At 46.7% G+C, this 14,816-nt stretch carries 15 protein-coding genes; 12 read left to right on the top strand and 3 right to left on the bottom strand.

The annotated features are described in order from the left end of the window. Window positions 1-159: 159 nt before the first annotated feature. Window positions 160-651 (top strand): sporulation initiation factor Spo0A C-terminal domain-containing protein, encoded by a 492-nt coding sequence (locus NQ502_RS04005; protein ID WP_049898126.1) that lies wholly within the window; start codon window positions 160-162, stop codon window positions 649-651. Between the two features lie 65 nt (window positions 652-716). On the opposite strand, the gene NQ502_RS04000 is transcribed toward NQ502_RS04005, so the two are convergent. Further along, window positions 717-1,781 (bottom strand): HD domain-containing phosphohydrolase, encoded by a 1,065-nt coding sequence (locus NQ502_RS04000; RefSeq protein ID WP_028528601.1) that lies wholly within the window; start codon window positions 1,779-1,781, stop codon window positions 717-719. 3 nt (window positions 1,782-1,784) lie between these two features. Next, window positions 1,785-2,147: an Hpt domain-containing protein gene (locus NQ502_RS03995; RefSeq protein WP_044983247.1), complete on the bottom strand. Its 363-nt coding sequence runs from the start codon at window positions 2,145-2,147 to the stop codon at window positions 1,785-1,787. A gap of 166 nt (window positions 2,148-2,313) precedes the next feature. On the opposite strand from NQ502_RS03995, the gene NQ502_RS03990 reads away from it, so the two are divergent. The 8 genes from NQ502_RS03990 to NQ502_RS03955 all read left to right on the top strand — a co-directional run bounded on the left by NQ502_RS03990 (window position 2,314) and on the right by NQ502_RS03955 (window position 9,779). Continuing rightward, window positions 2,314-3,732 (top strand): phospholipase D-like domain-containing protein, encoded by a 1,419-nt coding sequence (locus NQ502_RS03990; RefSeq protein WP_028528600.1) that lies wholly within the window; start codon window positions 2,314-2,316, stop codon window positions 3,730-3,732. 164 nt (window positions 3,733-3,896) lie between these two features. Next, on the top strand, window positions 3,897-5,891 hold the full coding sequence (gene uvrB, locus NQ502_RS03985) for an excinuclease ABC subunit UvrB (protein WP_028528599.1): 1,995 nt from the start codon (window positions 3,897-3,899) through the stop codon (window positions 5,889-5,891). Between the two features lie 203 nt (window positions 5,892-6,094). Continuing rightward, a complete protein-coding gene (infC, locus tag NQ502_RS03980) occupies window positions 6,095-6,592 on the top strand; it encodes a translation initiation factor IF-3 (RefSeq protein WP_028528598.1) in 498 nt (165 codons plus the stop codon). Between the two features lie 27 nt (window positions 6,593-6,619). Next, window positions 6,620-6,817 carry a 50S ribosomal protein L35 gene (gene rpmI, locus NQ502_RS03975; RefSeq protein WP_028528597.1) on the top strand — a complete coding sequence of 66 codons (198 nt, stop codon included), beginning with the start codon at window positions 6,620-6,622 and terminating at the stop codon, window positions 6,815-6,817. A gap of 26 nt (window positions 6,818-6,843) precedes the next feature. Then, window positions 6,844-7,200 (top strand): 50S ribosomal protein L20, encoded by a 357-nt coding sequence (gene rplT / locus NQ502_RS03970; protein ID WP_028528596.1) that lies wholly within the window; start codon window positions 6,844-6,846, stop codon window positions 7,198-7,200. A 184-nt stretch (window positions 7,201-7,384) separates the two neighbouring features. Beyond that, complete coding sequence (locus tag NQ502_RS03965; protein ID WP_028528595.1) at window positions 7,385-8,068, top strand: polysaccharide deacetylase family protein; 684 nt, start codon at window positions 7,385-7,387, stop codon at window positions 8,066-8,068. 117 nt (window positions 8,069-8,185) lie between these two features. After that, window positions 8,186-8,995, top strand: coding sequence for a methyltetrahydrofolate cobalamin methyltransferase (locus NQ502_RS03960; protein ID WP_260046630.1), 810 nt, complete (start codon window positions 8,186-8,188; stop codon window positions 8,993-8,995). A 145-nt stretch (window positions 8,996-9,140) separates the two neighbouring features. After that, a complete protein-coding gene (locus NQ502_RS03955; protein ID WP_240288941.1) occupies window positions 9,141-9,779 on the top strand; it encodes a corrinoid protein in 639 nt (212 codons plus the stop codon). A 69-nt stretch (window positions 9,780-9,848) separates the two neighbouring features. Here NQ502_RS03955 and NQ502_RS03950 read toward each other — a convergent pair whose 3' ends face one another. Beyond that, a complete protein-coding gene (locus NQ502_RS03950; protein ID WP_083963522.1) occupies window positions 9,849-10,721 on the bottom strand; it encodes a helix-turn-helix transcriptional regulator in 873 nt (290 codons plus the stop codon). 172 nt (window positions 10,722-10,893) lie between these two features. Between NQ502_RS03950 and NQ502_RS03945 the strand changes: the two genes are divergently transcribed. The 3 genes from NQ502_RS03945 to NQ502_RS03935 all read left to right on the top strand — a co-directional run bounded on the left by NQ502_RS03945 (window position 10,894) and on the right by NQ502_RS03935 (window position 14,686). Next, on the top strand, window positions 10,894-11,046 hold the full coding sequence (locus NQ502_RS03945) for a hypothetical protein (protein WP_156887916.1): 153 nt from the start codon (window positions 10,894-10,896) through the stop codon (window positions 11,044-11,046). A gap of 112 nt (window positions 11,047-11,158) precedes the next feature. Further along, window positions 11,159-13,351: an ASKHA domain-containing protein gene (locus NQ502_RS03940; protein WP_083963521.1), complete on the top strand. Its 2,193-nt coding sequence runs from the start codon at window positions 11,159-11,161 to the stop codon at window positions 13,349-13,351. A 12-nt stretch (window positions 13,352-13,363) separates the two neighbouring features. Further along, window positions 13,364-14,686 (top strand): replication-associated recombination protein A, encoded by a 1,323-nt coding sequence (locus tag NQ502_RS03935; RefSeq protein WP_028530204.1) that lies wholly within the window; start codon window positions 13,364-13,366, stop codon window positions 14,684-14,686. Window positions 14,687-14,816: the final 130 nt, after the last annotated feature.

Below are 14,816 nucleotides of genomic sequence, written 5' to 3'. Positions count from 1 at the left end.
TTTTGACCCAATCCATCATATATTTATAAAAAACTGAATTATTATACAAAAAATTCCGAATTTGGAATGTTTTGGAATGTCGAGGATGATATTTCAGATTTATTTTTTTCTATAATTAGAGGACTAAACGAAATAATCTAAAAAACAGAAGGGGATATTATGGAAGTTGATAGGATTGAAGGGTTAAAAACAGGAGAGGTGCTTCTTACACTGACTGAGAATTCATGCAGTTTAGGCGCGGCACAGGGGTATGAGACGTGCTGTTTTGCGTGTGATGTGCACAGCAGACATGGGTGCAGCAAAAGCGAGCTGGCATGGAGGGGAAAGGCTGGGCAGCTGTTGCGTGCGTTTGGTGTGCCTGTACATACGAAGGGATATGTGTATTTGTGCCAGGCAGTCAGCATGGCGGCAGCGAACACGGAGGAGACGATATGGGTCACGAAAGAGATCTACCCGGCCATCGCGAAGCGGGAGCGTGCGACGGCAGCAGGAGTCGAACGGGCCATCAGATATGCAGTTACAGGAATCTGGGATCATGGCAACTGGAAACTTTACAGCAGCATCACACAGACTCTGGCAGTCAGCAAACCAACCAACGGACAATTTATACTTCAGGTTGCCAGATATCTGCATGAAGGGATGAGAATGTAACTGGTTAAAACAGACAATAAATAAAAGCAGGTTTCCATGATTAATCTAATCAGGAAATCTGCTTTTTAGTTTTGGTAATCTGCATACTCAGCTGCAAGGCGGGCAAATTCAGAACGTACCTTTCGGAAGCTTTCCAAAAGCCTTGGTGAAAAAGTACCGCATTCACCGTTTCGGATCATGTGAAACGCCTGCTCTTCCGGGAGGGCCTTTCTGTAAACGCGATCCATCGTAAGGGCATCATAGCAGTCTGCGATTCCCACAACCTGGGCGCAGACCGGAATTTCATCAGTCTTCAGCCCGTCGGGATATCCTTTTCCGTCCCAGCGTTCATGATGATAGCGGCAGATATTGTACGCATATTGCAGATACTCCTCATCGCCGACACGTTTCAGGGTTTTGAGCATCTCGCAGCCCTTTGAGGTATGTGTCTTCATGACTTCGAATTCTTCGTTCGTCAGCCGGCCGGGCTTGTTCAGAATAGAATCCGGTATGGCAATTTTGCCGATGTCATGCATGGAAGAGGCGCTGGCGATGATATCAATGTTTTTGGAATTCAGACCTTCGTCCGGGTACTGTCTGGAAACCTCCTGCAGAAGCGTTCTTGTAAACAGGCGGATTCGCTGAATGTGCTGCCCGGTCTCCAGGCTTCGGTACTCGATGATAGATGAGAGTGCATCTACCATGACCGTATTAGATTCTCGCAGTTTTGCAGCCTGTTCTTCGATAATCTGTTCCTGATAAAGTTTGCGGTGATTCAGCTCAATCACGTTCTGTACGCGGCGCTTTACCACATGTGGTTCGAAAGGCTTCATGATGATATCGGAAGCACCCAGATCAAATGCCTTCACTTCATTTTCCGAAGAGTCTTCCGCTGTTATGATGATTACGGGTAGTCTGGAAAGAAGACCTTCCTCCTTCAGTTCTGTCATCAGCTGGTAACCGTCTTTGACCGGCATATTCAGATCCAGCAGTATGATCGCCATGTGTTCGTGATATTTGCGGGCAAGCGCCAATGCCTGTTCGCCGTTTTCTGCCTCCAGAAGGCGGAAATCATGTTCAAAGAGGCTGCAGAGGATCGCACGGTTGATTTCGATATCATCTACAATTAAAATCGTATCTCTGTTTTTCATCGACTAAATCTCCATGGTACTGCCGATAGCAGCCACTGCCGCGTCGTATGCTTCTTTTGCACTGGGGAATAATTTCTGAGCCTGAGCAGTATTGTCTGAACGCAGATCAACAACAATCTGAGAGCAGAGGTCGAACAGCCGGGTCAGTCCGAGATTTCCGGCAACTCCCTTAAGAGTATGAGCAGCAAGCAGCGCATCCTCATAGTGTTCTTCTCTCATGGAACAGGTGAAAAGCTCCATGTTCTCATCCTGTAGAAATTTGTGCAAAAATCGAAGATAAAGACCGCTGTTTCCGGAAAAACGGGCAACAGCAGCATCATAGTCAATACCAGCATCCTGGAGAATGGTTCTCGGGTTTTGCTCCATCTTTTTGGTACTCCTTTAAATGGTATATGTTAATAAATATTATAGCATATATTTTTGCGTATTGTAAACATAATCCGGAGACGGAAAATATTAATGTTTTTGGTCGCGTGATATGATAAACTGTTAAATGACGGATGAAAATGACGGCGGTATGCAGGAGGAAGATATGAAACATAAGAGGATTATGACGGGGGTTCTGATCATATTGTTCATCATAATATATATTTCCCTCGTATGTGTTCCCTACCGGAAGCAGGAAGGGGCTGCGGCGAAGACGAGAGACAGCTTTGATGCCTCTGATTTCTACAGTGATCACATTTGTCAGGATCGTGCTGCGATTCTGTTTCAGAATGACGAGGCATTGGAAGAGAGGATTCGGTTAATTTCCAACGCTTCTGAAAGCATCATATTATCGACATTTGATTTTAAAGCTGACAACAGCGGGAAGATGATGCTGGCAGCTTTATACGACGCTGCGATGAGAGGAGTGGAGGTTCAGATTCTGCTGGACGGTTTTTCGTATTTTATACATGCGATGGGTGATCCCTGTTTCAAAGCGCTGGGCATCCTCGAGAATGTCACCATCAAAGTGTATAATCCGATTAATATCCTGAAGCCGACGAAACTGATGGCACGTATGCATGATAAATATCTGATTGCAGATAATACCGCATATATTCTGGGAGGACGAAATACCTTTGATTATTTTCTGGGAAATGATACGGATTATAAAAACTATGACTGGGATGTTCTGGTGTACAATGCGGGCGGCGGGCAGGATTCTTCCATTGAACAGGTAAAAACATATTTTCAGTCAGTCTGGGAACTTGATGTATGCAAAATTGTAATGGATTCAATGTCAGTAATCTCGAAGGACAGAATCACAGAGAGCGGGGGGGAACTGCTGGAGCTGTACAAAGATATGCAGTCAGAGCACAGCGGATGGTTTGAGCGGCCAGATTATGTGAAAATGACAACGGAGACGAACAAAATCCGGCTGATTTCAAATCCAATTCAGGCAGCGGTAAAAGAACCGGTTTTGTTCTATACGCTGACGGAGCTGATGATACAGTCTTCAGAGAAAACAGTATTTCACACGCCCTATATATTGTGCAACGATTATATGACAGAAAGACTGACAGAACTCGGCAATGTCAATGACAGTGTATGGATGATGACTAACTCGGCACCCAATAACGGCAATCCGTTTGGAGCCGTTGATTACCTGATTCATAAAGAGGAAATCGTTGATACCGGCATCCATATTATGGAATACGATGCAGGCGTATCATATCATGGTAAATGCTTCACGATCGGAGACAGGCTGACGGGAATCGGATCGTTTAACTGGGATATGAGGAGTGCATATATTGATACGGAACTGATGCTGGTGATCGACAGCAAATCTTTAAACACGAGTATGCGCAAATATATGGAAACGTATGAAGACGCAGCGCTCATTGTGCGCGATGAGACGTCATACAGCCTGAAGCGGGGACAGGTTCTGCAGAAGATCAGTCCGAAACGTCTGGAGAAAATCAGACTGCTGTGGCCGCTGGATGGGTGGTTTCGGCATTTGATGTGATGATAAATACAGAACAAACATTCGGAATTGCCCTGTACTTTAGCCGGACACTCTGCTATAATCAGTTTATCTGAAGTTTTTATCGGATCATCACGGAGGTAAAATATATTATGTTTAATCAAGAACACTCGCAATCTGCGTCGTTGCTTGCTCGTGAGACCGGCATGAAGGGCGGTGCCGGCTTCCAATTACACTCGGAATATCAGCCCACCGGAGACCAGCCGCAGGCTATCGATCAGCTTGTACAGGGGTTCCGGGAAGGAAACCAATGCCAGACACTGCTGGGAGTTACCGGATCCGGCAAGACATTTACGATGGCGAATGTCATCCAGCAGATTCAGAAACCGACGCTGATCATCGCACATAATAAGACCCTCGCAGCGCAGCTCTACAGTGAGTTCAAGGAGTTTTTTCCGGAGAATGCGGTGGAGTATTTTGTCTCCTACTACGATTACTATCAGCCGGAGGCCTATGTTCCCTCTACTGACACGTATATTGCAAAGGATTCCGCCATCAACGAAGAGATCGACAAGCTGCGTCTGTCGGCGACGGCCGCATTGAGTGAACGCCGGGATGTGATCATCATATCCAGTGTATCCTGCATCTACGGTATTGGTAGTCCGAAAGATTACCAGAACATGATCATCTCCCTGCGGCCCGGAATGGAAAAAGACCGTGACGCGGTGCTCAGAGAGCTGATCGACATCCAGTATGACAGGAATGATATGGATTTTCACCGCGGTACGTTCAGAGTCCGGGGGGATGTGGTGGAAATCTTTCCAGCGGATGCGACGGACATTGCATACCGTGTTGAATTTTTCGGAGATGAGATTGAACGGATTACTGAGATTGATACGCTGACGGGTGAAATTCTGCATGAGATGAATCACGTTGCGATCTTTCCTGCATCACATTACGTCGTTCCCATGGATAAAATACTGGCTTCCGCCAGGGAGATAGAAGTTGAGCTGGAAGAGCAGGTCCGTTTCTTTAAGAGTGAAGACAAGCTGCTGGAGGCACAGCGCATACAGGAGCGGACCAACTTCGACCTCGAGATGATGAAGGAAACGGGGTTTTGCTCCGGCATTGAGAATTACTCGCGTTATCTTGCAGGACTCGCACCGGGAGAGGCACCATACACGCTGATGGATTATTTTGAAGACGACTATCTGCTGATCATAGACGAGTCCCATAAGACGGTCCCGCAGATTCGCGGCATGTATGCCGGCGACCAGTCGCGGAAGTCGACGCTGGTGGATTACGGATTTCGCCTGCCTTCGGCGAAAGATAACCGTCCGCTTAATTTTACGGAATTTGAAGAGCATATCGATCAGGTGATGTTTGTATCGGCGACTCCAGGAGAATATGAAGCAGATCATGAGATGCTGCGGGCTGAACAGATCATCCGGCCGACCGGGCTTCTGGACCCGGATGTCGAAGTGCGTCCGGTGGAGGGGCAGATCGATGACCTGGTAGCTGAGGTCTATAAAGAAGTGGACAAACATAATAAAATTCTGATAACCACACTGACGAAGCGTATGGCGGAAGATCTGACAGATTATATGAAGAATCTCGGCATTCGGGTCAAGTACCTTCACTCTGATATCGATACTCTGGAGCGGACGGAGATCATCCGTGATATGCGCCTCGATGTGTTCGACGTACTTGTGGGAATCAACCTTCTGAGAGAGGGGCTGGATATCCCGGAAATCACTCTGGTGGCGATACTGGATGCGGATAAAGAAGGATTTCTGCGCTCCGAGACATCGCTGATTCAGACAATCGGGCGGGCGGCCAGAAATGCGGAAGGCCATGTCATCATGTATGCCGACCAGATGACAGATTCTATGAAAGTGGCGATTGAGGAGACAAAACGCCGTCGGGAGATACAGGAGGCATATAACAAAGAACACGGAATCACTCCGAAGACCATTCAGAAAGCGGTGCGTGATCTGATCAGCATCTCCAAAGAAGTGGCAAAGACAGAGAAAAATCTGGCCAAAGATCCGGAGTCTATGAGCAGGAAAGAACTGGAACAGCTGGTTGCGAGCCTGGAAAAACAGATGAGGGCGGCGGCTGCAGATCTGAATTTCGAGGTTGCAGCTGAACTGCGTGATAAAATGGTGGAGCTGAAGAAAAACCTGGAAGATATCGAATAAAATAGTTGACAGAATGATATGTGTTGTGATAAAGTAATCAGGTATGAAAAACAAAGAAGAGTATCCACTCTCACCCTAGCACAAATGAGTGACTATGGTTAATATTGAAATAATAAGTGATTATTATGCGATATGAATAAGTGGATAGTCTGTCTATCTACTTATTTTTTTATTTATGGAGGTGCACAACTATTAGCGATTTAATGATTAATGAGCAGATCCGCGACCGGGAAGTAAGACTGGTTGGAGCGGACGGGGAACAGATGGGAGTTATGTCATCCAAGGAGGCATATAACATTGCGGTGGAAGCCGGATTGGATCTGGTGAAGATTGCGCCGACAGCAAAACCGCCGGTATGCAAGATCGTGGACTATGGCAAGTACAAATATGAACTGACGAGAAAAGAAAAAGATGCCAGAAAGAAACAGAAAACCGTCGACGTTAAGGAAGTTCGCCTGTCTCCGAACATTGATACGAATGATTTGAATACGAAGGTCAATGCAGCCAGAAAGTTTATCTCCAAAGGGGATAAAGTGAAGGTGACTCTGCGCTTCAGAGGACGTGAGATGGCGCATATGTACAGCAGCAAGTATATTCTCGATGATTTTGCGGAGAAGCTGTCTGATATAGCAGTGATAGAAAAGGCACCAAAAGTAGAAGGCAGAAGTATGACGATGTTCTTAAGCGAAAAGCGTCAGTAAAAACATATATTCAAGGAGGACGACAAAATGCCAAAAATTAAAACAAGCAGAGCAGCTGCAAAGCGTTTCAAAAAAACAGGTACAGGAAAATTAGTTAGAAATAAAGCTTATAAAAGCCATATCTTAACCAAAAAATCTCAGAAGAGAAAAAGGAACCTGAGAAAACCGGCTGTTACAGATGAGACAAATGTAAAGAACATGAAGAAAATTTTACCTTACATTTAAGATAGAGTCGAAGGAGGAATATAAGAATGGCAAGAATTAAAGGCGGCTTAAACGCTAAGAAAAGACATAATAGAACACTGAAACTGGCGAAAGGTTACAGAGGAGCCAGGTCAAAACAGTACAGAGTAGCAAAACAGTCAGTAATGCGGGCTCTTACAAGCTCCTATGCAGGCAGAAAACAGAAGAAACGTCAGTTCAGACAGCTGTGGATCGCGCGTATCAACGCCGCAGCAAGAATGAACGGTTTGTCATACAGCAAGTTTATGCATGGTTTAAAATTAGCTGAAGTGGATCTGAACAGAAAAGTACTGGCAGATATGGCAGTTAATGATGCAGCAGGATTTGCAACTCTTGCAGCACTGGCAAAATCCAAAATCGCATAATAGAAATATATTACGATCCCGGAATTAAAATTCCGGGATTTTTTTGGCATTCTATTCTGACAGAGAACCTTCATATGATATAATGAGCGCAAGAGAGTCAACATGCTTGCATGATTGGCGAACGGCGAATGCCGATCATGAATCTCTGATTCATGATATAAGGAAATACATGGAGGAATATCTGATGAAATTCTGGAATGTTTATAAAAAACTGCAATGGATGCTGCCGGCGCTGATGCTGCTGGCAGTTTCTGTTCTGTGTCTTTGGAATGCCGGGCCGAATGTTCAGGAGGCGTCGTCCGAGGTAGTTGAAAAGCCGAAAGTTGCGTTGACATTTGATGACGGACCTCATGAAATATATACACCGCAGCTGCTTGATGGACTCGCAGAGCGAAATGTAAAGGCCAGTTTTTTTCTGCTGGGACAACAGATACCCGGAAGGGAAGAGATCGTCAGGAGAATGTATGAAGAAGGGCACTTGGTGGGGAATCACGCATACAAGCATGTGCTTCTGACCAAGCTGCCGAAAGCGGAGGCTTGTGAACAGATTCAGACGACATGCGAGCTGATCAGGCAGATCACAGGTGAATATCCTTCATATATCCGGCCGCCTTATGGAGAATGGGACGATGAACTGGACTGTGGGATACCGATGATTCCGGTGTTCTGGAATATTGATTCCATGGACTGGGAGCTGAAAAATACAAATGCCGTGTTAAAACGTGTTTTGCCCTGCGTCAAAGAGGGGGATATTATACTGATGCACGACAGCTATGACACAACTGTCAAAGCAGCGCTGCAGATAGTGGACGAATTGACGAAATTAGGATATGAGTTTGTAACGATCGATGAGATGTTATGTGAATAGTGATTAATAATCATAATATATTTCCAAAAAAATCAGCAATAGTGTTATATTGTTCCTTTACCTGTAAATTTTCATATGTTATAATACAAACGAATAAGAGCTAGGGGGATAATTCCAATGATAATTATCGGCGAAAAAATAAACGGTTCCATTCCATCCATGGCGAAAGCAATCGCAGCGCGAGATGAAGAATGGATCAAAGATATCGCAAAAAAAGAGGCAGAGGCAGGCGCTACCTTTATTGATGTGTGCGCGTCTGTTGATGAGGAAGTAGAAGTAGAGACGCTGAAATGGATGATCGGTCTCGTAGAGAGTGTAACAGATCTTCCGATCGCAGTGGACAGCCCGAGTGCAAAAGTGCTGAGCGAAGCATATAAATGCTGCAGCAGACCGGGTATTATCAATTCTGTATCCATGGAAGGGGATAAGATCGACCAGCTTTTCCCTATCGTAGCGGAAAATCCGGGATGGGAAGTAGTTGCACTGCTGTGTGATGACACCGGAATCCCGCAGACGGCTGAGAAAAGGCTGGAAGTGTTCGGAAGAATCATGGAGAAGGCAAAAGAGTACAATATCGATCCGAGCAGGATCCATATTGATCCGCTGATCGAAATGCTGTGTACATCCGAAGATGGCATTGCAATGATCACAGAGGTGATCAGCACGATCCGTGCGCAGTATCCGACCATACATATCACAGCGGCAGTCAGCAACATCTCCTTTAACCTGCCGGCAAGAAAACTGGTGAACTTAGGATTTACCGTACTTGCGATGAACGCAGGACTCGACAGCGCAATCCTTGATCCGCTGAACAGGGATATGATGGGACTCATCTATGCGACAGAGGCGCTTCTGGGACTGGATGATTACTGCATGGAATACATCGGAGCTTACAGGGAAGGCCTGATCGGACCGGTACAGAAATAAACAAACCCTGCAAAGCAAATTTTCATGGCCGATTGGCCTGGCTGATCGGATTTTAACGTAACAATCGAAGGATAAGTTTTGAGGAAAACTTATTTTTTGATAGATGGCAAAAACAAAACACAAGAAAGAAGCGGAGGAATTTAACATGTCACCAAAAATTCAGGAAGTTGCAGATTTAGTAGCAAAGGGAAAAGCAAAATTAGTTGGACCGGCTGTACAGGCAGCATTGGATGATGGATGTGATCCTACAGAGATTCTGAACGGCGGAATGATCGACGCAATGGCAGTTGTCGGAGAGAAATTCAAAAACAACGAGATCTTCGTACCGGAGATGCTGGTAGCAGCAAGAGCAATGAAAAAAGGTGTAGAAGTACTGAAACCACATCTTTCAGCAGGAAGCACAGGAGCAATGGGAAAACTGATCATCGCAACAGTAGCAGGCGACCTTCATGATATCGGAAAGAACCTGGTAGCGATGATGATCGAAAGTGCAGGATTCGAAGTGATCGACCTCGGAGTAGACGTTCCGATCGAGAAAATCATCGAGTGCTACAAAGCAAACCCGGATACAAAGATTGTATGCCTGTCCGCACTGCTAACAACAACAATGCCGTCCATGAGAGACACCGTAGCAGCGCTGAACGAATCAGACTTCAGAAGCAACATCAAGATCATGGTAGGCGGAGCACCTATCACACAGGAATTTGCTGATGAAATCGGAGCTGACGGATATTCAGAGGATGCAGCTTCAGCAGCTACTCTTGCAAAAGAATTAGTAAAATAATCGTATTACATAAAGAGGGATGTCCCAAAAGCCATGTAATGGCCGGAGGGACATCCCTTTTTCAGCTGATTAAACATCGGTGCTGCTGCGCTGCTGTCTGCGGTACTGACTGGGGGTGACGCCCAGCTTGTCCTTGAATGTTTTGGTAAAAGCAGGAAAATTCGGGAACCCGCACTCCTCGCTGATGCTTGAGAGCGTGTTGGACGTATTCTTGATCAATTCACATGCGTGTGTAAGGCGGCAGCGGATAATATACGCATTCGGGGTAGTACCGTAGATCTCCTTGAAGAGCCGTGTAAAGTGGCGCTCGGAAAGATGAGCAATGTCTGCGAGATCTTTTACGGTAAGAGGCTCAAAATAGTGAGTCTCCAGATAATTAAATGCATCCTCCATAAACTGGTAACTCTGGTGGGATGCCTTATCGGTCTGCACGTATTCATTGGATATGATAGTCAAAAGACAGACAAAATATTCTCTTGCAGATATATTGTAACCCGGCTTTTTCTCTGTAAAGGTGCTATAAAGCAGGCTGCTGAGCAGGCTCACGAGTTCCAGATGACTGTCCGACAGGATCAGAATGCTGTTGAAGATATGATGATACCGGTAGTATGCGGTGCTCATAAAAAACGATTGAAATCCGATCAGCTTTTTAAGCGGCATATTGGATCGTGCAATGCCGTCAAGATCAAACACATAGCGGTAGAATTTCAGTTCCCGGACACCGATAAAACCATGCCGGAAGCCGGGCTGTATCGCGATGATATAGCCGCGTTCTACAGGAAAGAGTGAGCCCTCCACAGCACAGACAGCATCTCCGCCCATGATGATGATCAGCTCATAATAGGAATTATCCCGCATCGGAGTGTTTCCGGTATAAAGGCCCTTTTCTACATACAACTCAATATTAAGTTCCGGTACTGGTTTGTCAATTCGTGATATCATAACCTGATTATAAATGAAGCCACATACAAAGTCAACAAATCATGGCTGAAATCTATAAAAGTAAGTCCGGAAAGACAGATGAATTAAGACAAAAATAGTGGTATATTGATGTCAATGAATGAAGGAACGGAACAGGCAACAGGGATTTAAAAAAGAAAAAGGAGCAATCATCATGAACGAAGAAAGAATATCTATCGAAGATTTATGCCAGGAGGATTTAAAAGCCGGAAGCAGTGCGGAAATACGCTATGCACACAAAAATGATGTGGAGACACCGGAAATGAGAGAGCACTATGACGACTGGTCATACAGCAATCATTATTAATCTTCTTGAATGCTGGCGTAAAAAATATTATAATATGAAAAGGGGCATCACACAAGTGCTTGTGTGATGCTTTTTATCTTACTTCAAACGAAAGTAACTGGGGGATAACGACATGGAAAGTATCATTAAAATTACGGAATTTCAAAAGACCATCGAGAAAGAAACGGTACTGAAGCTTATGGACTGTAAAGAGGACAGCCCCATTTATGAAGAGGTACAAAGAGAGTTTTCTGATCTGCTGCAGGAGGTAGAGCGCAGGCTCGATCCAAAGGCAGTGATCGGATTCGGCAAAGTGGCCGGTGAACTGGAAAGTGAAAAGCTGAAAGCGGGTGAGGATATCATCTACATCCTCTCAACCGTGGGCGGGGAAGTCAGCAGATACAGCTCTGAATCCTTTGAAGAAGGAGATTTTTTGAAAGGGATGCTCATAGACGCTATGGCAGACGCATGTCTGTTTGCCATGGATCATGAGATTCAGGCAGTCCTGAAGGAGGAATGCGCCAGAAGAAAAATCGGAATCGTGAGCCGTCTTGAGGCACCGAACGATATTCCGATGATTGCACAGAAGACTGCATTCGATGCGCTGAAGGCTGATAAAACGCTTGGGATTGCGATCAGTCCATCGTATATGTATGATCCGGTAAAGACGTCCTGTCAGGTAATGCAGGTGACGGCCGATGAATCTGTGTTCCGGGCACAGCATAACTGCAGAAAGTGTGGTGCTAAAAACTGCAATATGAGAAAAATACAGCCGGTGACGATCACAGTCATCAATAAGGATAAGAAACTTGTTGTTGTGTCTGAAGAGTATGAAAGTATTCTGTCGGCGATTAACAGGCAGGGGGCGTACTTCAGTGCAGTCTGCGGGGGAAAAGGAAACTGCGGAAAATGCAAGATACGTCTGAAGGAGGGTGAGCTGGACGTCACACCTTCGGACCGGAAGCACTTTACGGAGGAAGAACTGGCACAGGGATACCGTCTTGCCTGCAGGGCATACCCGGCGGATGACTGTGTGATCACCATGGATGTGCAGGACGAGGCGGGATTTTCCATTCAGGTCGGTCACGGAGACAGCCAGCAGGAGCATGCCGGGACCGAAGAGGCAGGTTATGATATCGCTGTGGATATTGGTACGACCACACTGGCATTTCAGCTTGTTGGAAAGACGAGCAGGAGTCCGGTCGGTTCCTTTGCGACGCTGAACAGACAGCGGGCATTCGGAGCGGATGTTATCTCCAGGATACAGGCATCCTGTGACGGGAAAAAGGAAGCGCTTCGTAAGAGTATTCAGGAGGATCTCATGACCGGGATACGGACGCTTGTGGAAGAGGCGGGCATCCGGCCGGATCAGATTGACCGGATTGCGATCGGCGGAAATACGACGATGGGACACCTGTTGTTGGGATACTCCTGCGAAGGGCTGGGTGTATTTCCGTTTACACCGGTAGATATCAGCCTGATAGAAAAGCCGTTTCGCGAGGTGCTGGAAGATGATTACTGTGACGCGGAAGTGATTCTGCTCCCGGGAATATCCACCTACGTGGGAGGTGATATCGTCTCCGGTCTTTACGACTGTGAATTTGATACCAATGAGAAGACAGCGCTGCTGGTGGATCTTGGCACGAACGGCGAGATGGCAATCGGAAACCGTGATCGTATCGTATCGACTTCCACTGCTGCGGGACCGGCATTTGAAGGCGGCAATATCTCCTGGGGTATGGGAAGTGTTCAGGGTGCGATCTGCAAAGTGGAGATCGAAGACGGCAGGGCGAATATCGCTACGATCGGTGATAAACCGCCGATTGGTCTGTGCGGAACCGGAGTCATTGAGACTATTTCCGGGCTGATTGAACATGAGCTGGTAGACGAGACGGGTCGGCTGGAAGAGGAATACTTTGAAAACGGTTATCGGCTGGCACAGACGCCGGACGGCAGAGACATCACGTTTACACAGCAGGATGTGCGGGAAATTCAGCTCGCCAAATCAGCAGTCCGTGCGGGTATCGAGGTGCTGCTGAGGAGATTTGGCGTTACATATGATCAGGTGGATGCCGTATATCTGGCAGGCGGATTCGGGTATCACATAAACCAGGAGAAGGCAATGGTCCTGGGGCTGCTTCCGAGAGAATTTGACGGCAAGATAAAAGCCGTCGGCAACAGTTCACTCGGCGGTGCACTTCGCTACCTCATCAACGATGATTCGAAAGAAAGACTGGAACTGCTTCTGGAACATTCATCGGAAATTGACCTGTCTACGGATGCGGACTTTAATGAGCTCTACATGGAGCATATGTTTTTTGAATAGGATAGGATAACGATGGATTTATTTGATTATGTAAAGGAAAAGACTCTGGAACAGGAGTCACCGCTTGCATCCAGGATGCGCCCGGTGACACTGGAAGAGGTGGTGGGGCAGGAGCATATCATCGGTGAGGGCAAAATGCTTTACCGGGCGATCAAAGCTGATAAACTTGGCTCCGTCATTTTCTACGGACCGCCGGGAACCGGAAAGACGACGCTTGCAAAGGTGATTGCAAATACGACCAGCGGTGAATTTCAGCAGCTGAATGCGACGACGGCCGGAAAAAAGGATATGGAGGAAGTCGTCAGGCATGCAAAGGACATGCTGGGGATGTACCGGAGAAAAACGATTCTGTTTGTGGACGAGATTCACAGGTTTAACAAGGGACAGCAGGACTACCTGCTCCCGTTTGTAGAGGATGGGACTCTGGTCCTGATCGGTGCTACGACAGAAAATCCCTATTTCGAGGTAAACAGCGCACTGCTGTCGCGCTCGATCATTTTTGAGCTGAAACCGCTCGCTAAGAAGGATATCATGCGGCTGCTGGAAAAAGCGGTGGCAGATGAAAAACGGGGGATGGGCTTGTATCGGGCCGTTCTGGAAGACGGCGCGAAGGAATTTCTGGCGGATATGTCCGGCGGAGACGCCAGGACAGCGCTGAACGCCATTGAACTTGCCATTTTGACGACACATCCGTCAGCTGACGGAAGGATCCACATTGATCTGGATACAGCGTCAGAGTGTATCCAGAAACGTGTGATACACTACGATAAGAACGGTGATCAGCACTATGACACGATCTCTGCGTTTATTAAGAGTATGCGGGGGTCGGATCCCGATGCAGCCGTCTATTATCTGGCTAAGATGCTGACGGCGGGGGAAGACATCAAGTTTATTGCCCGCCGCGTGATGATCTGTGCCTCGGAAGATGTGGGCAACGCAGATCCTCAGGCCCTGATGGTTGCGGTGGCAGCTTCACAGGCAGTCGAGCGCGTCGGGATGCCGGAAGCTCAGATTATCCTGGCTCAGGCAGTTACGTACGTTGCCTCGGCGCCGAAGAGTAACGCCAGCTGTCTGGCCGTATTTGCAGCTGCACAGTCTGTGAGGGAGACAAAAACTTCAGTCCCTCCGCATTTGCAGGATGCCCATTATAAAGGGTCGGCCAAGCTGGGAAGAGGAACCGGATACCAGTACGCGCACGATTTTCCAAATCATTATGTAAAGCAGCAGTACCTGCCGGATGAGATCGCGGGGGCTGTTTTTTACGAGCCGACGGACATGGGGTATGAAAAAAATATCAGGGAGCACCTGGAATATATCAGGAAAAATTCCATATAGGAGAAATTGACAAACATGTATTGGTATGGTATCATACACAAATAATGATATAAGCCCGTCTCGGCTATGAAGGCTATAGATTTTACTGTTTCTGAGTAATCAAACAGTGAGTCTATAGCCTTTTCGCTTG

The sequence above is a fragment of the Ruminococcus gauvreauii genome, from assembly GCF_025151995.1.
GTDB classification, from domain to species: domain Bacteria; phylum Bacillota; class Clostridia; order Lachnospirales; family Lachnospiraceae; genus Ruminococcus_G; species Ruminococcus_G gauvreauii.
Note: the sequence above shows the minus strand (reverse complement) of the source record. Positions and strands in the feature narration are given on the sequence as shown.